Genomic DNA, 16,964 nt, shown 5'->3' with positions numbered 1-16,964 from the left:
GCCGACAGAAACATAGAAATATTCGCGGCACCGGAAATACTCCGTGGAATTCGAAAGAATGTTTGCCAATTGGCGATACGGCGCCCGGCCTTGCTAGCCGTCGTTCGCCATCTCACCTGCGTCACGCGAATGCTGCTTGGCGTCTTCAGCGTCTTTTTATTTGTCGCGACTTCCTCTGTTGCCGCCGCTGATCAGACCCCCACGGCTCGCGCGCAGGCACCAAATCGAGAACTAATAGATAGATTCAGCCACGATCTTGGTCGTCTATCTGAAATGGACGCGTTTATGGCGGGAAAAGGGGCCATTGTTTCCGGCCTCAATCAGGCGACGCCGATACAATCGGGTGGACGAACCACCTGGATTTCCCCCGTCCGGATTTACTACAAGCATCTTGGCAACAGCTATTGTAGGCTGGCTGTTATGAGGCAAGGGTCTCTCGGCTCAGCACTCGCTCCGCTGCCCGTCGGCGCTCTCTACGACTCATGCAAGGAAGTACAAGGTCAGTGGCTAGTAAACGCGAATGGGAATGGCTTGATAGATATCGCTCATGCAGTCAGAATTCAATCCAATCGCGACGCCACATACGTTACGGAGTCGATGGTGTACTTAGCCAACGATTCATCAACATCGGGCTACTGCTATTCGAGCAAAGCAAGCCAACAACTCACGCCAGAGTATATTCGATCCAGCGAATCCATAACAGAAGCCTTGATGATCGCACGCACTCGTCTAGGGCTTCTGCGGTTCGAATGCGATAAGTAGAATCACGATGAAATCCGGCGCCATCCTCGCATTAGCTGCCGCTCTATGGCTCCCGGCACTTGCGTACGCAGAGCAACCAGAGGCTCCCGTACCGCAAGAAAATATGTTGGCTGCCCCGGCTACGGTGGCATTGTCTGAATGTGGATTGGCGTTCATCAGGACGTCCAACATCGAAGCTCGTTTGCTGGACCGGGACAGGCTGGAAGTCAGTTGGCGCGAAGAGGGTCACCTACCGATGAAGCTTGAGCTTCGCTCTGAGTGCGGCAACGCTGATTTCGACCAACTTGCGCGGGACGCTGGATTCCTGAAGACTTCGGAAAGCTGGGTGTTAGGGAAAGTCTGCAAAACGCCCCCGCGAAGCCGGCTTGCCCGTGCGGGGTAGGCAGGTGAGGATGCCCTACATGAAGCAGCTCGGACTTGGCCTGAACCTGTCGACGAAGAAGACGCGCAAGCGCGAGTTCCTCGAGGAGATGGACCGCGTGGTGCCGTGGGCGGCGCTGGTGGAGATCGTGCAGCCGCACTATCCGCGAGCCAGGACCGGGCGGCCGCCGTTTGCGCTGGAGACGATGCTGCGCATCCACTACCTGCAGCAGTGGTTCGGGCTGAGCGACCCGGCGATGGAAGAGGCGCTGCACGACGTGCCGCTGTACCGGGAGTTCGCTCGGCTCGATGGTGCGACGCAGAGGTTGCCCGACGAGACGACGATCCTGCGGTTTCGCCACTTGCTGGAGCGCCATGATTTGGCTGCCGACATGCTGCGCCTGGTGGCCGATCTGCTGCAGCACAAGGGCCTGATGCTGCGCACTGGCACGGTGGTGGACGCGACGCTGATCGCGGCGCCCAGCTCGACGAAGAACGCCGAAGGCGAGCGCGATCCGGAGATGAAGCAGACCCGCAAGGGCAACAACTGGTACTTCGGGATGAAGGCGCACATCGGGGTGGACGCGGCCTCGGGGCTGGTGCACACGGTGGTGGCCACGCCGGCGAACGTCAACGACCTGAACGTGGCCGGACAACTGCTGCATGGCGAGGAACGCAACGCCTTCGGCGACGCCGGCTACCAGGGCGTGCACAAGAGGCCCGAGGCGCGAGGGCCGACCTGGCACGTGGCCTTGCGCCCGGGGCTGCGTCGCCTGCTCGATGCTCGCGATCCCCAGGACGCGATCACCGAGCGAATCGAACAACTCAAGGCCAGCGTGCGAGCCAAGGTGGAGCACCCGTTTCGCGTGTTGAAGCGGCAGTTCGGCTTCACGAAGGTGCGGTACCGGGGACTGGTCAAGAACACGGCGCAGATCCAGACGCTGTTCGCTCTGGCGAACCTGTGGATGGCGCGAAGGCATCTCATGGGAGCCCTGGGATGAGTGCGCCCGGTGGGCGCCAAACGTCCCCCGCTGGGCGCCATTTGCTTCGTTTCTCCGTCCTACAACGCTGGTTCGGGTGCGCAATGCGCTCCTGCACAACGCCGTCGCTAACGATGTCGCGCCGATCCGGTCGCGCGGCGTGTTGTGCAGACCTTCCTTAGCAGTGAACCAATCCAACTCAATTGCGAAGCCTGTGAATACCGTTTCTTGGAGCGGGTTCTTAGCTGAATTCTATCAACAGCAAATCTGCTACTCTGTTGTGGGAAAAGCCTCTCGAAAGAGTGCTTCATTCTTTGCCGAATACTGCCTGCCGGAAGACCAATATGGCAGGGTGGCACGTTTTTTTTGAAATCCTCTGCTATCAGCTGGCGTTTCCCTGAGCCCGAAATCTTGAGCCCGTCTTGATCGGCCACCTGCAGCAGCAGACCGACAACCGCCGCCAGCAGCCACGCGGCCACGGCCTGGATCTGGCCACGCAAGCCTGGGGCGCCGTGCGTGCGGCCAGCGGCTTGTTGATCAGCGCGCACGGGAAGCCCGCCAGCACCGCCGGTGCCATGCAGCTGGACACCCGCGAGCCTCGATTCCAGCTCGAACAGTCTGCCGAACTGGCCCGGACCCTGGCCGACAGCGCGCATCAGCGCGACGCCCGGCTCCCAGGCGATCCCGAGCCCGCGGCGATGAGCTCCACCAAGGGCCTGCTCGCCAGCCAGGACAGCCTCAAGGGCAGCGATACCACCGGCGACGGCAGCAGCAGCGGCGGCGGCGCAGGCACCGTGCCCACGCTGACGCGGCCGGACATCGTCATCGCCGCACCGGGCGGCATCACCGGCAGCACACCCGCGCACACCGTCGCCAGCGCCGGCAACACCGCCAGCTTCGTCGCCGGGCAGGACCTGCAGCAGTTGGCGCAGGCCAACAGCGCCACCGTCGTCAAGGATGGCCTCGTCTTCTTCACCTACGGCACAGCGCAGAACCCGCGCAAGCCCAACACCGAGACGGGCATCCAGCTGCACGCGGCCACCGGCAACGTGAACACGCAGAGCCAGCAAGGGGCGACACGGCTCACCGCCGACCGCGCCTTCAGCGTGGCCAGCACCCATGGCATGGTGAAGGTGACGGCACCCCAGCACATCCTGCTGACCGCCGCCGGGGCGGCCATACGCATCGAGGGCGGAAACATCACGCTCTCGGCGCCGGGCAAGGTGGAGTTCAGGGCAAACCAGAAGGAGCTTGGTGGGCCGAAGAGTGCTTCGGCGGGCGCCCCGCAGTTTCCCCGACCGTTTGGGCTATCACTCGAGCCGGAGACGCCACCTAGCGCGCAGCTGCTGGACCACGCCGACTTTCCTGCTTCCTGGCTTCCCTTTGGTGTGGCCACGACCACGGTGTGGACACAGGGCGGGCGCTTGCTGGCGCGAAGTCAGTGCGGCTCCTTGGCCGTGATCACGCTGACGCCCGAGCCGCAGCCGATTGTGTACCGACACGAGACGCGTGCCGCCCCCTGGAGCCTCGAGGAATACATCGACGTTGCGGACGAGCCGGCTTCGCCGGCTGACGAACCCGAGGCACCTGAAGATGCCTGAATCCTTACCCGACCCCTACGCAGTTCGCCATGGCGATACGTTGTGGTCCTTGGCCAGGCGAGCTGGCTGCAGTGTTGCCGACCTGCAGCGCTGGAACAAGATCGCCGACGCGAACCGGCTGCAGGCGGGCCAGACTCTTTACCTATCGGATCAGTCCGCTTTCGGCTTCAGCGTGTTGTTCCTGGACGCGCTGCGGGCACCGATCGCCAATCTCGCGTATCGCCTGAGGTTCGACACCCGAACCCTCAATGGCACCACAGGGGCGGACGGCATGACCTCGCGCCAGGTCAGCAAGGACGCAAACTCGACCATTGCCGTTGTCGAAAGCGGCGGTCGAGCCTCGTTCTGGCGCCTGAACCACGGTGAGGGCGCGCACATTCCCGCGCTGCTGTTCGAGCGCCACATCTTCAGCCGCCGCACCAAAGGTCGCTTTGACAATGCCCATCCTGATCTGTCCTGGCCCGTGCCATACCGCAAGAAGAGCAAAATCGGCGAGGAAGACAAGAGGATGCACGACGGCCAGGTCGATGCCGATGATGCGTACGGGGACTATTCGAGCGCCTACCTGCGCTTGATTCGAGCGTATTCCCTGGATGCAACAGCCGCGCTGGAGGCGGCGTCCTGGGGAAAGTTTCAGATACTGGGCACCAACTACTCGTTGTGCGGGCGCCCGACGCCGGTCGCATTCGTGGATCAGATGTGCATGTCAGAAGCCGCGCAGATTGGGCTCCTGGCGAACTTCATCCAGAAAAAGCCTCCCGTATGGATCGACGCAAAAGACACGAAGAAGGGCAAGCACCCAAGCCTGCTTGAGTCGGTTCGCAAGAAGGACTGGGCAATGATCGCTTTCAACTACAACGGCCCTGGCTACAAGACCTACTCGTACGACATCAAGCTCAGGGCGGCTTATGAAAAATATCGGTCAGAGTCTAAGGGGTAAGAGCATGCGCTTGGCCCGCGTGGCGGTCTTCATGGGGTTGATACTTGCCGCGGAAGCCGGCCGCGCCGAAATTCGCCTGACTACAGATTGGCTCGAAAACGTTCATGGCGTGTACACACCACGTGCTGAGCGCGAGAGCACGAAGCTGGATACGGCCGTCTGGACCTCTCTGCGTAGTCGTATAGCGACGCCATTGAACGCCGACGGAAAATCGGGAAACATGTTCTCAGGGCAGGGCTACCGCATGTTCTTCGATGGCGACCTGAACTACGCCACGGTCCTAGGCTTCATGCCCAAGACGAGACCGGAAGAGATCTGCAAAATCAAGCGAGAGACGAGCCAGCCGACTTATCGCTGCGAACAGGGTCAAAGGTACACATTGGCCTGTCACCTCGGGCTCTATAACGCCAATTTCGAGGAGGCGGGCTGGCACACCGTAACCATCCGCGAATCGCAGCCAGTCTTCTGCAACGCGGTGCCTGCGATGGGTCGCTACGACAGCAAGCACAATGATCTGCTGCTGATCGTTCAGTACTTCAGTGTCGACGAACCAACAGTCGCCACTACCCGCAGCGAAATCGGCTCTGGGTGGCAGCGCATGGCTGTGCGGCTCAAGCTCTCGCGAGACAAAGACGGGCGCTTCAGCGTCGAGCAGGACGACTCTTGCCTCGGAAACCCGAATTCGATCAGCACGATCGACGATGCTCGGCGCAAGCTTCGACAGTGCGAGAAGCAGCCGGGGCACCGATAGCGTTTGACCGGCTTCGAAGCCAACACCTCGTCGGCCGCCTGGCGCCGCGCCCCAGCGTGCACGGCGTGCAGACGGCCCTGGTCGTCGGCCTGGGCGAGCCGGTTCACAGCGACCGCGACCACCGCATCAAGATCCAGTTCCACTGGCAGCGCGGCACGCGCTCCAGCCACCGGCTGGCACACCCGGCAGGCGACAACGCACCGGCGTCAGACGCCAGCAGCACCTGGGTCCGGGTATCGGAGGCCGTGGCCGGCGCCAACTGGGGCAGCCACTTCAGCCCGCGCCTGGGCCAGGAAGTGCTGGTCGGCTTTCTCGGCGGTGACATCGACCGCCCGGTGGTGATGGGGACGGTCTACAACGGCCTTGGCCGCCCCGATGCCCAGAGCAACCAGACCAGCGCCGGTGCTGCTGGCGCTGGTGGCTGCGCGCCGGCCTGGTTTCCTGGCGCGGCTGCGGAAGGCCGGCTACAGGCGCACCAGCACGGCGCCGTGGAGCGAAGTTTCTTGGAGCATCGGGCTGCACGAGACACGGTCTGTCGCACGTTTCCCAGACACCTAGCTGTGAAGCGTCAAGACGTTGTTGCCTGACGCAGAGAGACGAGACATCGGCGGGTAGCCGCCGATGCCGGCGTGAGGCCGGTGCCAGTTGTAGTGGTGCATCCACTTGTCGAGCATCGCGGTGCGCTCGCTGGAGTGGTTGTAAGCGATGCCGTAGGCCCATTCGCGCAGCGCCGACTGGATGAAGCGCTCGGCCTTGCCGTTGGTCTGAGGTCGGTACGCGCGGGTGCGCTTGTGCATGACACCGAGCTCGGCACAGGCCGAGCGCCAGGCACGCGAGACGAACGCACTGCCGTTGTCCGTGAGCAAGCGCCGCACCGTCATGCCCAGCGAGGCGTAGTACGCCAGCGCAGCGCGCAGGAACGCCACGGCGCTGGGCGCGCGCTCGTCGGCGAGCATCTGCGTGAAGCCGATGCGCGCGTGATCGTCGACGGCCACGAACAGGAACTCTCAGCCGACGCCGCGCACGGCGCTTCGACGGTCGCCGTTGATGCGGTGACCCTCGCGAGCGATGACACCGAGCTTCTTCGTGTCGATGTGCAGCAGCTCACCCGGTGCGGCGTGCTCGTACCGCTGCACGGGCTCGCTGGGCTGCAGAGCCGACAGCTCGGACAGCCCGGCACGACGCAGCACGCGGCTGACCGTCGCCTCCGAGACGCCCAGGCTCGACGCGATCCGCGCTTGGGTCAGACGCCGCTTGCGCAACTCCACGATCGCCAGCGCCTTGGACTCGCTGATGCGCTGCGGGCTGCTGGCCGGGCGGGAGCTGCAATCGGCTAGAGCCGCCTCGCCACCGGCCAGAAAGCGTCCAAGCCACTTGCGCGCGGTCGTCTCGCTGACGCCTGCAGTCGTCGCGGCCTGCGCGACACTGGCGCCTCGCTGCGTCATGTCTTGGACCATCTCCAGTCGACGGGCGAACGTCAGTCGGGCATTCTTGTGGTGGTTCATTCGGGATCGGGTCCTCGAGAGGTCTGGGGGTTTGGCGATTTCCAGTCTCTCAAGTCCGGCCCGAATGGGCCACCCGACGCGCCGAAACAACCTATTGAAGCTTCACACCTAGCTGGGTAGGAATCTGGTCGCCGATTAGGAAACTCAACGACTTAGGCTTGATTCCTCTCGACGATTTGTTCTGCCGGCATACACTGGCCCCTGGCTGTCGGTGCGTGCAACCGAAGTCGGTCTCCCGAAGCCGCCGCAGCGCCGCGGCCCTGGAACCCTGCGAAGGAAGGCCGTCAGCTCAGGCCGCCGCTCCCGCCTGCCGAGCGCGGTAGCGCGCCGGCGTCGAGCCCGTCCAGCTGGCGAAGGCGCGCCGGAAGCTGCGGGCGTCGGAGTAGCCCAGTGCCGCCGCGATGTCTTCCAGCGGCTGCCGGCGGGCCAGCAGGCGCTTGGCCGCCAACTGGACCACTTCTCGCCGTAGCGACAGAAAGGTCACGCCTTCGCGCTCGAGCAGGCGCTCCAGCGTGCGGCGGCTGATGCCCAGGCGTCGCGCCAGCGCGTCGGCGGTCGTCAGCTCCTCGACGTCGGCGGCCAGCAGTTCGAGCAGCGTCTGCCGCGGGCTGGCGCCCTCGTCGGCCTCGGTCTCGCAGGCCTGCAGCAAGACTTCCATCGGCGCCGGTGCGGCGGTGCTGGCGGAGGTCTGCAACGCCTCGCGCGTGAAGCGGCAATAGCCCTCGTCGGCATCGAAGCGCACGCGGCAGCCGAAGAACTGCTCGATCGCCGAGCGCGACACGCCGGCAGCGCCGGTCAGCCCGAGTTCGGTCAGCGGCTGCGCCTGCCCGCTGTGCGAACGGAACACCGAAACGCAGTTGACGAAGTGGAAGAGCTCCAGCGTCGCCTTCAGTTCGGGGTCGTGGAACTTCGGGAAGTGGAACAGGCTGAGTCCGCCGTCGGCATGGCGTTCCAGCCGCACGCTCCACGGCGCGCGGAAGTTGCGGGCGCAGAAGGCCATGCGCTCGTAGGTGTCGCCGATGGCCCGCGAGGCCTCGGCGACGCGGCCGAAGCTGCGGCTGCTGACACCCGCGGCATGCCGGAACAGCGTCTGCGTGCGCTCCGCGGGCAGCCATTGGCGCTCCAGCAACTGCCGCAGTTCGGCGTAGGAGACGAAGGCGCCGTGCACGGGCGCGCCCTCGCCTCGCTCGGCCAGCAGCCCGGCGAACTGGTAAAGCGTGAACGCCGGCTGGTCGGGCGCCAGCGGGCGGGTCGCGGCCGTGCTCGTCGGCCTCGGGACGATGGGGCGGGCGGGTTCGGGCGGGCGGTGCATGAGGGGCTCTCGATCGGCTGCGCGACGGTGGGTCGTGGCCGTCTGCGGGAGGGGGCGGAACGCACGGCGCTCCGCCGACGGCGGCGTCTGCATCCTAGACAGCCGCTCGCCGGGGCCCCAAGCGACGCGGGCGCATAAGGACAGCCGGAATCCGCAAACCCGGTGGCGGACTTTGTCCTGTCGTGCGGACGGGGCATCCCGGACGATGCGTCCACCGTTTCAGACGGCCCCAGACGCACTCACCGAGCGAATCCATGTCCAGACCGTTCCAGCCCTCGGCCGGCGAACCCCTGATCGCGGCAGCCCCTGCGGCCGCCGCCGGTCCCGTGCCCGCCTACGCCCACCACCTGTCGCTGCTGCTGATGCTGGCGCTGGGCGTGGTCTCGATGATGGACGCGATGATCGTCGGCGCGCTGATCACGCCGATCAAGGCCGAGTTCGGCTTCAGCGACGAGCAGCTGGGCCGCATGAGTTCGCTCTTCACGCTGGCCGGCATCGCCGGAGCGCCGGTCTTCGGCCTGCTGGCCGGCCGCTGGGGGCGCAAGCCGGTGCTGCTGGCAGGCGTGCTGCTGTGGAGCGTGGCCTCGCTGCTCACCGGCACCGCCGGCGGCCTGGCCGCCCTGCTGCTGTGGCGCGCGCTCACCGGCTTCGGCGAGGCGGCCTACAACAGCATCGCCCCGGGCTGGCTGGCCGACCTGTACCGGCCGCGCTGGCGCAACTTCGTGTTCTCGCTGTACATGGTCAAGAACAAGATCGGTACGGCGCTGGCCCTGGCGCTGGGCGGCTGGCTGGCGGCCGAGTACGGCTGGCGCACCGCGTTCTTCGTCGCCGGGGTGCCGGGCATCGTGCTGGCGCTGCTGCTCGGCCGCGTGCGCGAACCGGCCATCGGCGCGACCGACGCGCCTGCCGGCGGCGCCGCACCGGCGGCACGGCGCATCGGCCTGCGCGAGAGCCTGGCCGTCTTGCGCTACCGCGGCTACCTGCTGCACGTGCTGGCGCTGGTGTTCTTCTACACCGCGATGTCGCTGCAGATCTGGATCCCGGCCTTCCTGCACCGGGCGCACGCGCTGTCCAACCAGCAGGCCTCGGCCTTCCTCGCCCAGGTGCTGCTGTTCACGCTGCCGGTGGGCATCGTCGGCGGCCTGCTGGCCAGCCTGGTGCTGCAGCAGCGCCGCTGGGGCTACCCGGCCTTCCTGGCCGCGACCTCGATGCTCGCCGCGGCCGCGTTTTTCGAGGCCTACTCGGCCGCCGACCTGGGCCGCGCCCAGCTCTTCGTCGCGCTGGGCACCGCGGCCTTCGGCTTCAGCGCCGGCACGCTGACCACGCTGGTCGTCGAGACCGTGCCGGCGCCGCTGCGCAGCGCCGCCACCGCGCTGCAGATCGTGCTGACCTCGGGCATCGCCGGCATCGTCGGCCCCGAGCTGGTCGGCCTGCTGTCGGACGCGCACACCCTGCAGCGCGCGATCTTCGTCGGCCCGGCCTGCTACCTGATCGCCGGCGTCGTCTGGCTGGCCTACGCCGTCGCCGCCGCGCTCGGTGCCTTCGCCCCGGCGCCAGAGGCCGACGCGGCTCGCCGCTGAGCGCCCTCCTCCCCTTCCCTCTCACCCAGCACTTCCTCCTGGAGCGGACCTTGAACCCGAGAACGACATTCCGTCCCGCCACCCGAGCCACGGCGATCGCCAGCGCCCTGGCCTGCCTGACAGTCGCGCCGGCGCATGCCGCCGATGCCGAGACCGACGCCTCCGCCGACACCGGCCTGGAGAGCATCGTCGTCACCGCCACCCGGCGCGAGGAGCCGCTGCAGAAGGTGCCGACCGCGGTGACCGTGGTCTCCGCCCGCGACCTCGAAGACGGCGCGCTGCGCACGACCAAGGACGTCGCCAAGTTCGTGCCGGCGGCGCAGGGCTGGAACACCGAGAGCCGGGCGCGGCCGCGTTTCTTCATCCGCGGCGTCGGCTCCAACGAGGCGACCAACAACGCCGTCAACCCGATCGCCTACTACGCCGACGAGGTCTATTACGGCAACACGCTGTTCGCCGGCGCGCCGCTGTTCGACCTCGACCGCGTGGAGGTGCTGCGCGGCCCGCAAGGCACGCTGTGGGGCAAGAACACCACCGGCGGCGCCTTCCACTTCGTCTCGCGCGCCCCCGAGTTCGACCCCGACGGCTACCTGCGCCTGGAGGCCGGCAACCTGGGCAGCCGCGTCGCCGAAGGCGCCTGGGGCGGCGCGCTGAAGGACGAGGTGCTCGCCGGCCGCGCCGCACTGCACTACGAGAAGCGCGGCGGCCTGGCCACCAACACCGTCACCGGCCACGAGGTCGGCGACTACAGCGACCTGGCCGGCCGCGTGCAGCTGCTGGCCGTGACCTCGGCCGACACCGACGCGCTCGTCGAGGCGCACTTCCGCCACCTCGACGGCACGCAGCGGCCCTGGTACTCGGTGACGCGCCGCGGCGCGCCCGACCGCTACGGCTACACCGCACCGGTGGGCGACGGCAGCGGCGACCTGGACCACGTCGCCTACAACGTCGACCTGCCGATCGAGGTCGAGTCCAGCGGCGTGCGCGCCGTCGTGCACCACCGCTTCGACGGCTACACGCTGACCTCGATCACCGCCTTCGACAGCGGCAGCCGCAGCAGCACGGTCGACTCCGACTACACGCCGGTGGAGTGGTACAGCGGCAGCGGCCGCGCCTACGCCAAGAACTCGGTCGACCAGGTGAGCCAGGAACTGCGCATCGCCTCGCCGCGCAACGCCGACCTCAGCTGGCAGAGCGGCCTGTACTACTTCCAGGACTCCAACCGCTCGCTGGGCACGACCGCCAGCCTGACCGGCAACGCGGCGACGCAGAAGTACTACTACACGCGCTTCAAGCAGGACACGCGCAGCGCGGCGCTGTTCGGCAACGCGACCTACGCGGTGGCCGAGCGCTTCAAGCTCAACGGCGGCGCGCGCTACACGCGCGAGACCGTCGGCATCGACCTCGTCACGCGCAGCGCGACGGCAGCGTCCAGCGCCTATGCCTTCAGCGGCCACTGGTGGCAGCCCCAGAACCTGGAGTCGCCGCTGGCGACCTACTTCAGCACCAACGGCCGCGTCGCCAACACCTGGTCCAACCTGGGCTACGACCTGACGCCCGAGTACACGATCGACGACAACCAGCTGCTGTACTTCCGCCACGCCAGCGGCTTCCGCTCGGGCAACTACAACACCTACATCAACCCGGCCTCGGCGCTGGCGACGGTGTCGCAGTTCGCGCTGGTGCGCCCGGAGAAGCTCAAGTCCTACGAGCTGGGCTACAAGAGCAGCTGGCTGGACAAGCGCCTGGTGCTCAACGCCAGCGCCTACCACTACGACTACCGCGACATGCAGCTGGTGGTCAACCAGGTCTACGGCGGCGTCTTCTACCCGACGCTGGCCAACGCCGGCCGCGGCAAGGTCGACGGCGTCGAGCTCGAGACCGCCTGGCGCGCCACGCGCGACCTCAAGCTGCGCCTGAACCTCAGCCGCTTGAAGACACGCTTCAACGAGCTGGTGGCCAACGGCCGCAGCTACGCCGGCTTCAACTTCGCGCGCGTGCCGCAGACCACCGCGCTGGTCGGCGCCGACTACCGCCTGGCCGTCGGCAGCGGCCTGCTGACGCTGGGCGCCGACTGGACCTACACCAGCAAGGTCAACTTCAACGTCACCGACAAGACCGACCCCTACGCGCTGCAGACCGGCTACTCGCTGGGCAGCCTGCACGCGTCCTACGCCTTCGACCACGAGCGCCTGGTCGTCGGCGCCTACGTCAACAACGTCGCCGACAAGCGCTACAAGGTGCAGGCCATGCTTTACCAGGGCGGCCTGAGCGACGGCAGCGGCGGCCATTACCCGACTGCCTACGGCGACCCGCGCACCTTCGGCGCCAACCTCACCTACCGCTTCTGAGCGCCGCCGCGACGCACAGCCCGCCGCCGGCCCGGCCGGCGGCCCCCAATCCCGAGGAGAGCCCCGTGGCCACCGTGTTTCCCGAGAAGACCGTCGAACAAAGCCCCGACGGCGCCTTCGTGCGCCAGTCCAACCGTTTCCGCACCCGCTTCGGCAGCGGCCCCGGCCAGCTGCCGGTGGCTGCCGGGCGCTACCGCCTGCTGGTCTCGGTGGGCTGCGGCTGGTCGCGGCGCCAGCTCATCGTGCGCCGCCTGCTCGGCCTGGAGAACGCGATCTCGGTCGGCTACGCCTCGCACCGCGGCGACGACGGCTGGGAGTTCGGCGACCAGCCCGGCGGCGTCGACGCCGTGTTCCAGGTGCCGCGCCTGAACGAGTTGTACCGCCGCACCGAGCCCGGTTATCAAGGCCGCGGCACCGTGCCGACGGTGGCCGACGTGCACACCGGCCGCGTCGTCAGCAACGATTACCACACGCTGAGCATCGACTTCGAGACCGCCTGGAAGCCGCTGCACCGCCCCGGCGCGCCCGATCTCTACCCCGAGGCGCTGCGCCCGGCGATCGACCTGCTCAACCAGCAGCTCTTCGACGACGTCAACAACGGCCCGTACAAGGTGCTGTTCGCGCAGTCGCTGCAGGCCGCGGCAGCCGCCAAGCGCGTGTTCGAGGCTCGCCTGGCCGACCTGGACTTCCGCCTCGCGTCGCGGCGCTACCTGTTCGGCGAGCGCCTCACCGACGCCGACGTGCGCCTGTTCGTCACGCTGGCCTCGTTCGACACCAACTACCGCCCGCGCTTCCCGCGCGAGCTGGGGCCGGTGGTGCGCATCAGCGACTTCCCGCATCTCTGGGCCTACGCCCGCGACCTGTTCGCCACGCCGGGCTTCATCGACGAGCGCGAGCAGGTCGGCGTCGGCCTGCGCCCAGGCCCCGACGGGCGCTATCGGCGCGGTTTCGCCGAAGGCGAGGAGCAGCCGGCCGACCCGCTGTCGCCATGGCTCGCGCCGCACGGCCGCGAGGCGCTGGGCGGCTCGCCGGTGAGCTCGGGCCCCGGCGGCGCCGGCACGGTGGACCTGTGGCGCTGGGGCACGGCCGCCTGAGGCCGGGACGCACGACGATGAAGTTCCGCTCCACGCTCGCGCAGCTGCGCGCCTTCGACCCGCCGGCGGCGCTGCGCGACACGACGCGACCGCTGCTCAACCTGGCGCTCAACGAGAACAGCCTGGGCAGCTCGCCGGCGGTGGCCGCCGCGGTGGCCGCCGCGCTGCCGCAGCTGCACCGCTACCCGCCCACCTTCAGCGACGCGCTGCGCCAGGCGCTGGCACGCCGCCACGGCGTCGCTGCCGACCGATTTCTCGTCGGCAACGGCATCTTCGAGCTGCTCGGCCTGATCACCCAGGCCTTCGTCGCCGAGGGCGACGAGGTCGTGATCCCGACGCCGTCCTTTGGCTGGTACGCGATCTCGGCGCGTGCCGCCGGCGCGCGCATCGTCGCCGTGCCGCTGGCCGCGCACGCGATCGACCTCGACGCCGTGGCCGCCGCGGTGACGCCGGCCACGCGCCTGGTGTGGCTGTGCAACCCGCACAACCCGATGGGCAGCCTGGTGGCCGCCGGCGCGATACGCCGCCTGCTCGAACGCCTGCCGGCCGACGTCGCCGTCGTGCTCGACGAGGCCTATGCCGAATACGCCCGGCCCGCGGACCTGCCCGACAGCGCGCACTGGATCGACGAACATCCCAACCTGATCGTGCTGCGCACCTTCTCCAAGGCCTTCGGCCTGGCCGGGCTGCGCGTGGGCTACGCGATCGCCTCGCCGCCGGCGGTGCGTGAACTGGGCAAGCTGAAGAGCCCGCCCAACGTCAACAGCCTGGCCCAGGTGGCGGCGCTGGCGGCGCTGGGCGACGAGGACTTCCTGCGCCGCTCGGTCGCCACGGTGCACGAGGCGGCGCGCGCCTACCCCGGCTTCTGCGCCTCGCGCGGGCTGGGCTACGTGCCGACGCACGCCAACTTCGTGATGATCGACCTCGGCCAGGACGGCGACGCCGCGGCCACGGAGTTCCTGCGCCAGGGCATCGTCATCCGCTCGGGCAGCGAGATCGGGCTGCCGAGCTGGATCCGCGTGACGCTGGGGCTGGAGCACGAGAACCGCCGGGTGTTCGAGCTGATCGACACCCTGCTGGCCGCCCGCCGCGACGGCGCGGCGCACTGATCCCGAAGGAGACGAGGACATGGAGATCCGGCGCGTCACGCAGCGTTGGGAACTGGCGGCGGTGCACTACCTGCGCGTCGAGGTGGCGCTCAGCCTGGGCATCCCGTTGGACGGCGAGATCGACGAGAAGGAAGGCGACCGCGTCGACTACCTGCTGATCACCGACGGTGGCCGGCCGCTGGCCACCGGGCGCCTGCGCCACCTGGACGGCCAAGCCAAGTTCGAGCGCATCACCGTCGCCAGCACGCAGCAGCGCCAGGGCCACGGCAGCCGGCTGATCCTGGCGCTGGAGGACTGGGCGCACGAACTTGGCTACCGCGAGGCGGTGATCACCAGCAAGGCCGAAGCCGAGGACTTCTACCTGCGCCTGGGTTACGTGCGCGACGGCGATGTCGTTCACGGCGGGCGCTTCTCGCTGGTGCGCGTGAGCAAGGCGCTCGGCACGCCGGCGGCGCCCGCCGCCTGAAGCTTCTCGGCTTCGGCGGCCCCAAGCCCGGGAACGGCGCGCAGACGCCGCGCCGCTCCGGGCCCGTCCTGCAGGCTCAGTCCAGCGCGCCCCGGGCCTGCGCCTCCTTCACGAAGCGTTCGGCATCCGCCGGCAGCAGCAGGCGCTGCTGCACCAGCTTCTCCGCCGAAGCGCGCACCCGGTTCAGGTAGTCGGCCGGCGTCGGGTAGCGCTCCTCGATGGAGGGTCGCCGGTCGCCGCTTTTCTCCCGTTCGGCACGGGTGGCCGCCAGCGGCAGCCGGCTGCCGGCCAGGCCGCAGAGGTGGGGCGCGCCGTAGCCGTAGCGGCGCGTGTTCCAGCCCAGGTAGGTCGCACGCGGCGCCTCGACGATCGGCAGGCGGATGGCGTCGATCTCGTGGCCGGCGTCGTCGACACGCGGCACGCGCACCGCGTACGGCTGGCCCTCCCGCGGCGGCACGACGCTCTGGTCGACGGCCGTGAGGCGGTTGATGACGCCGGTCCAGGTGAAGCCCGGTACCGCCGACAGGGCCGGCGGGACCTCGTCGGGCGAACGCCACTGGCCCTTGGCGGCGTCCGGGAAGCGGCTGGCCGGCGGGGCCTGCACGCCGGCGACCCACTCGTCGAGGTCGCGCAGCAGCGCACGCAGCGTTGCGCCGGGGAACACGGTGTTGGTCGGGTACTGGCAGACCGGGCTGATGGTCGAAGCCTGGCCGACCACCGGGAAGTGCGGCAGGCCGGCCAGCAGGTAGTGGCGCACGTCGGCCGGGATGGGCACCGGCTGCCCGGCGCCGTCGCTCGCCAGCAGCGAGGCGCGCCCCTGCCAGACCTCCAGCGCCGTGTCGGTCTGGACCACCTTGGGCAGGCCGCCCTGGCTGCGCAGCAGGCCGTCGCGGCGCCCGCTGACCGGGTCTTGCGTCTCGGCCCAGGCGAAGGGGAACTGGTCGGCCGGGTAGAGGTGATCCTCGTGCTCGCGGGAGTAGCGGCCCGGCTGCGCGAAGCGCTGGTTCAGGATCACGCCGCGGGCGCCGGCGGCGTGCACGAACACGCCGTCGAACACGCTGCGCTCGGACTCGTCGACGTTGAAGCCCTCGTGCACGAAGCTGCGCAGGAAGCGGCCGCTCTGCGAGAAGCCGAAGGCATAGGCCCGGCGGATCGGCTGCCCGGCGGCCGGCGCGTTGCCGGCGGCGCCACCCTCGCGCAGGTAGGACACCAGGTCCCGCACCGCGGCGAAGCCCAGGCCGGCGACGGTGCTGTCGCGCGCCGGGTAGACGAACTCGTAGATCGCGCCGAGATGGAAGCCTTCGGGCCGCGTGATCTCGATGCGCGTCGGCGACAGGTAGCGCCAGCGCAGGTCGGCCGGCGCGCTGCGCGGGTCGGCCTCGTTGTTGCGCACGCTCAGGCGCGCCGCGGACGGGTCCGGGTTCGCGGCGGGGTAAGTCAGATCCACCGTGACCGGGTTCGCCGTGCCGTCGAAGATGGCTTCCTCGCGGCTGAGGCCGCGGCTGTCGGGCACCACCGGCAGCCGCAGCAGCAAGCGGCCGTTGCCGGCCTGCACGTCGGGCTGCCAGGCGCTCCAGACGACGGTGTAGCCCTGCTCGAACACATGGCCGTTGCCTGCGTCGGCGGCCTTGGCGACGCTGTTCGTGTACGGCGCGTCGTTGAACAGCGCCAGGCCGAGCTTGCCGCCGCGGTTGGGCACGTCGTAGAGCAGGCGGCCGTTGCCGCGCGCGCCTTCGCGCGGGCGCAGGATCTCGACGTCGGCGCTGAACTCGACTTCGCCCTGCGCGTTGCGCGGCGCCGCGTCGAGGTCGACGATGCCGGCGTTCTTCGCGTCGCCGGGCGCCACCGCGTAATACGCGCGTGCCACGACGTGTTCGTAGCGGCCGGCGGAGCCGAAACTGCGGCCTTCGAAGGCCGGCTGAACCGAGACCAGTTCGAGCCGCGTGACGCGGGCGTCGGCGCCGGCGGCGAGCACGAGGCCGGCGAAGGCCAGAGAGATGCGCGCCGCCACGTTCTGCAGTCGCGGTCGGCGTCGGGAAGCAAAAGACATGAAATCGTCCAGGGTCGGGTGATGGGACGCGTGCACGCTAGCGGCGAGCTGCGCCGTGCGGAACGACGGTCTTCAGATGAACAAATGCCCCCGCGCCGGCAGG

General features: G+C 68.5%; 12 protein-coding genes and 2 pseudogenes. 11 read left to right on the top strand and 3 right to left on the bottom strand.

Annotation, left to right across the window (positions count from 1 at the left end; genetic code table 11):
• Window positions 1-129: 129 nt before the first annotated feature.
• The 6 genes and pseudogenes from RGE_RS24080 to RGE_RS23710 form a co-directional block, all read left to right on the top strand.
• Window positions 130-762 (top strand): hypothetical protein, encoded by a 633-nt coding sequence (locus tag RGE_RS24080; protein ID WP_148280180.1) that lies wholly within the window; start codon window positions 130-132, stop codon window positions 760-762.
• Window positions 763-1,163: 401 nt separating this feature from the next.
• The gene (locus RGE_RS12480; protein WP_014428765.1) at window positions 1,164-2,123 is read left to right on the top strand and encodes an IS5 family transposase; all 960 of its coding nucleotides are present in this window, start codon (window positions 1,164-1,166) and stop codon (window positions 2,121-2,123) included.
• Between the two features lie 401 nt (window positions 2,124-2,524).
• Window positions 2,525-3,703, top strand: a complete 1,179-nt coding sequence (locus RGE_RS12475) for a type VI secretion system Vgr family protein (protein WP_014428764.1) — start codon at window positions 2,525-2,527, stop codon at window positions 3,701-3,703.
• Complete coding sequence (locus tag RGE_RS12470; protein ID WP_052310996.1) at window positions 3,696-4,643, top strand: LysM peptidoglycan-binding domain-containing protein; 948 nt, start codon at window positions 3,696-3,698, stop codon at window positions 4,641-4,643. Before RGE_RS12475 ends, RGE_RS12470 begins: the two co-directional genes overlap by 8 nt.
• 4 nt (window positions 4,644-4,647) lie before the next feature.
• Window positions 4,648-5,394: a hypothetical protein gene (locus RGE_RS12465; RefSeq protein WP_148280179.1), complete on the top strand. Its 747-nt coding sequence runs from the start codon at window positions 4,648-4,650 to the stop codon at window positions 5,392-5,394.
• 38 nt (window positions 5,395-5,432) lie between these two features.
• A pseudogene (locus tag RGE_RS23710) lies at window positions 5,433-5,885 on the top strand (phage baseplate assembly protein V); the annotation flags it as partial.
• A 63-nt stretch (window positions 5,886-5,948) separates the two neighbouring features.
• On the opposite strand, the pseudogene RGE_RS12460 reads toward RGE_RS23710, so the two are convergent.
• Window positions 5,949-6,899: pseudogene (locus RGE_RS12460) on the bottom strand (IS481 family transposase).
• A gap of 289 nt (window positions 6,900-7,188) precedes the next feature.
• Window positions 7,189-8,211: an AraC family transcriptional regulator gene (locus tag RGE_RS23225; RefSeq protein ID WP_014428760.1), complete on the bottom strand. Its 1,023-nt coding sequence runs from the start codon at window positions 8,209-8,211 to the stop codon at window positions 7,189-7,191.
• A 254-nt stretch (window positions 8,212-8,465) separates the two neighbouring features.
• Between RGE_RS23225 and RGE_RS12450 the strand changes: the two genes are divergently transcribed.
• From RGE_RS12450 to RGE_RS12430, 5 genes are all read left to right on the top strand, one after another.
• Window positions 8,466-9,791, top strand: a complete 1,326-nt coding sequence (locus tag RGE_RS12450) for an MFS transporter (RefSeq protein ID WP_070099455.1) — start codon at window positions 8,466-8,468, stop codon at window positions 9,789-9,791.
• Between the two features lie 50 nt (window positions 9,792-9,841).
• The gene (locus RGE_RS12445) at window positions 9,842-12,142 is read left to right on the top strand and encodes a TonB-dependent receptor (protein WP_014428758.1); all 2,301 of its coding nucleotides are present in this window, start codon (window positions 9,842-9,844) and stop codon (window positions 12,140-12,142) included.
• Between the two features lie 65 nt (window positions 12,143-12,207).
• On the top strand, window positions 12,208-13,236 hold the full coding sequence (locus RGE_RS12440; RefSeq protein WP_014428757.1) for a glutathione S-transferase C-terminal domain-containing protein: 1,029 nt from the start codon (window positions 12,208-12,210) through the stop codon (window positions 13,234-13,236).
• A gap of 17 nt (window positions 13,237-13,253) precedes the next feature.
• Complete coding sequence (gene hisC, locus RGE_RS12435) at window positions 13,254-14,345, top strand: histidinol-phosphate transaminase (RefSeq protein ID WP_014428756.1); 1,092 nt, start codon at window positions 13,254-13,256, stop codon at window positions 14,343-14,345.
• Between the two features lie 19 nt (window positions 14,346-14,364).
• The gene (locus tag RGE_RS12430) at window positions 14,365-14,811 is read left to right on the top strand and encodes a GNAT family N-acetyltransferase (protein ID WP_014428755.1); all 447 of its coding nucleotides are present in this window, start codon (window positions 14,365-14,367) and stop codon (window positions 14,809-14,811) included.
• A gap of 76 nt (window positions 14,812-14,887) precedes the next feature.
• On the opposite strand, the gene RGE_RS12425 is transcribed toward RGE_RS12430, so the two are convergent.
• A complete protein-coding gene (locus tag RGE_RS12425) occupies window positions 14,888-16,861 on the bottom strand; it encodes an alpha/beta hydrolase domain-containing protein (RefSeq protein WP_198408825.1) in 1,974 nt (657 codons plus the stop codon).
• Between the last annotated feature and the right edge of the window lie 103 nt (window positions 16,862-16,964).

The organism is Rubrivivax gelatinosus IL144, assembly GCF_000284255.1.
Lineage (GTDB): Bacteria > Pseudomonadota > Gammaproteobacteria > Burkholderiales > Burkholderiaceae_C > Rubrivivax > Rubrivivax gelatinosus_A.
Note: the sequence above shows the minus strand (reverse complement) of the source record. Positions and strands in the feature narration are given on the sequence as shown.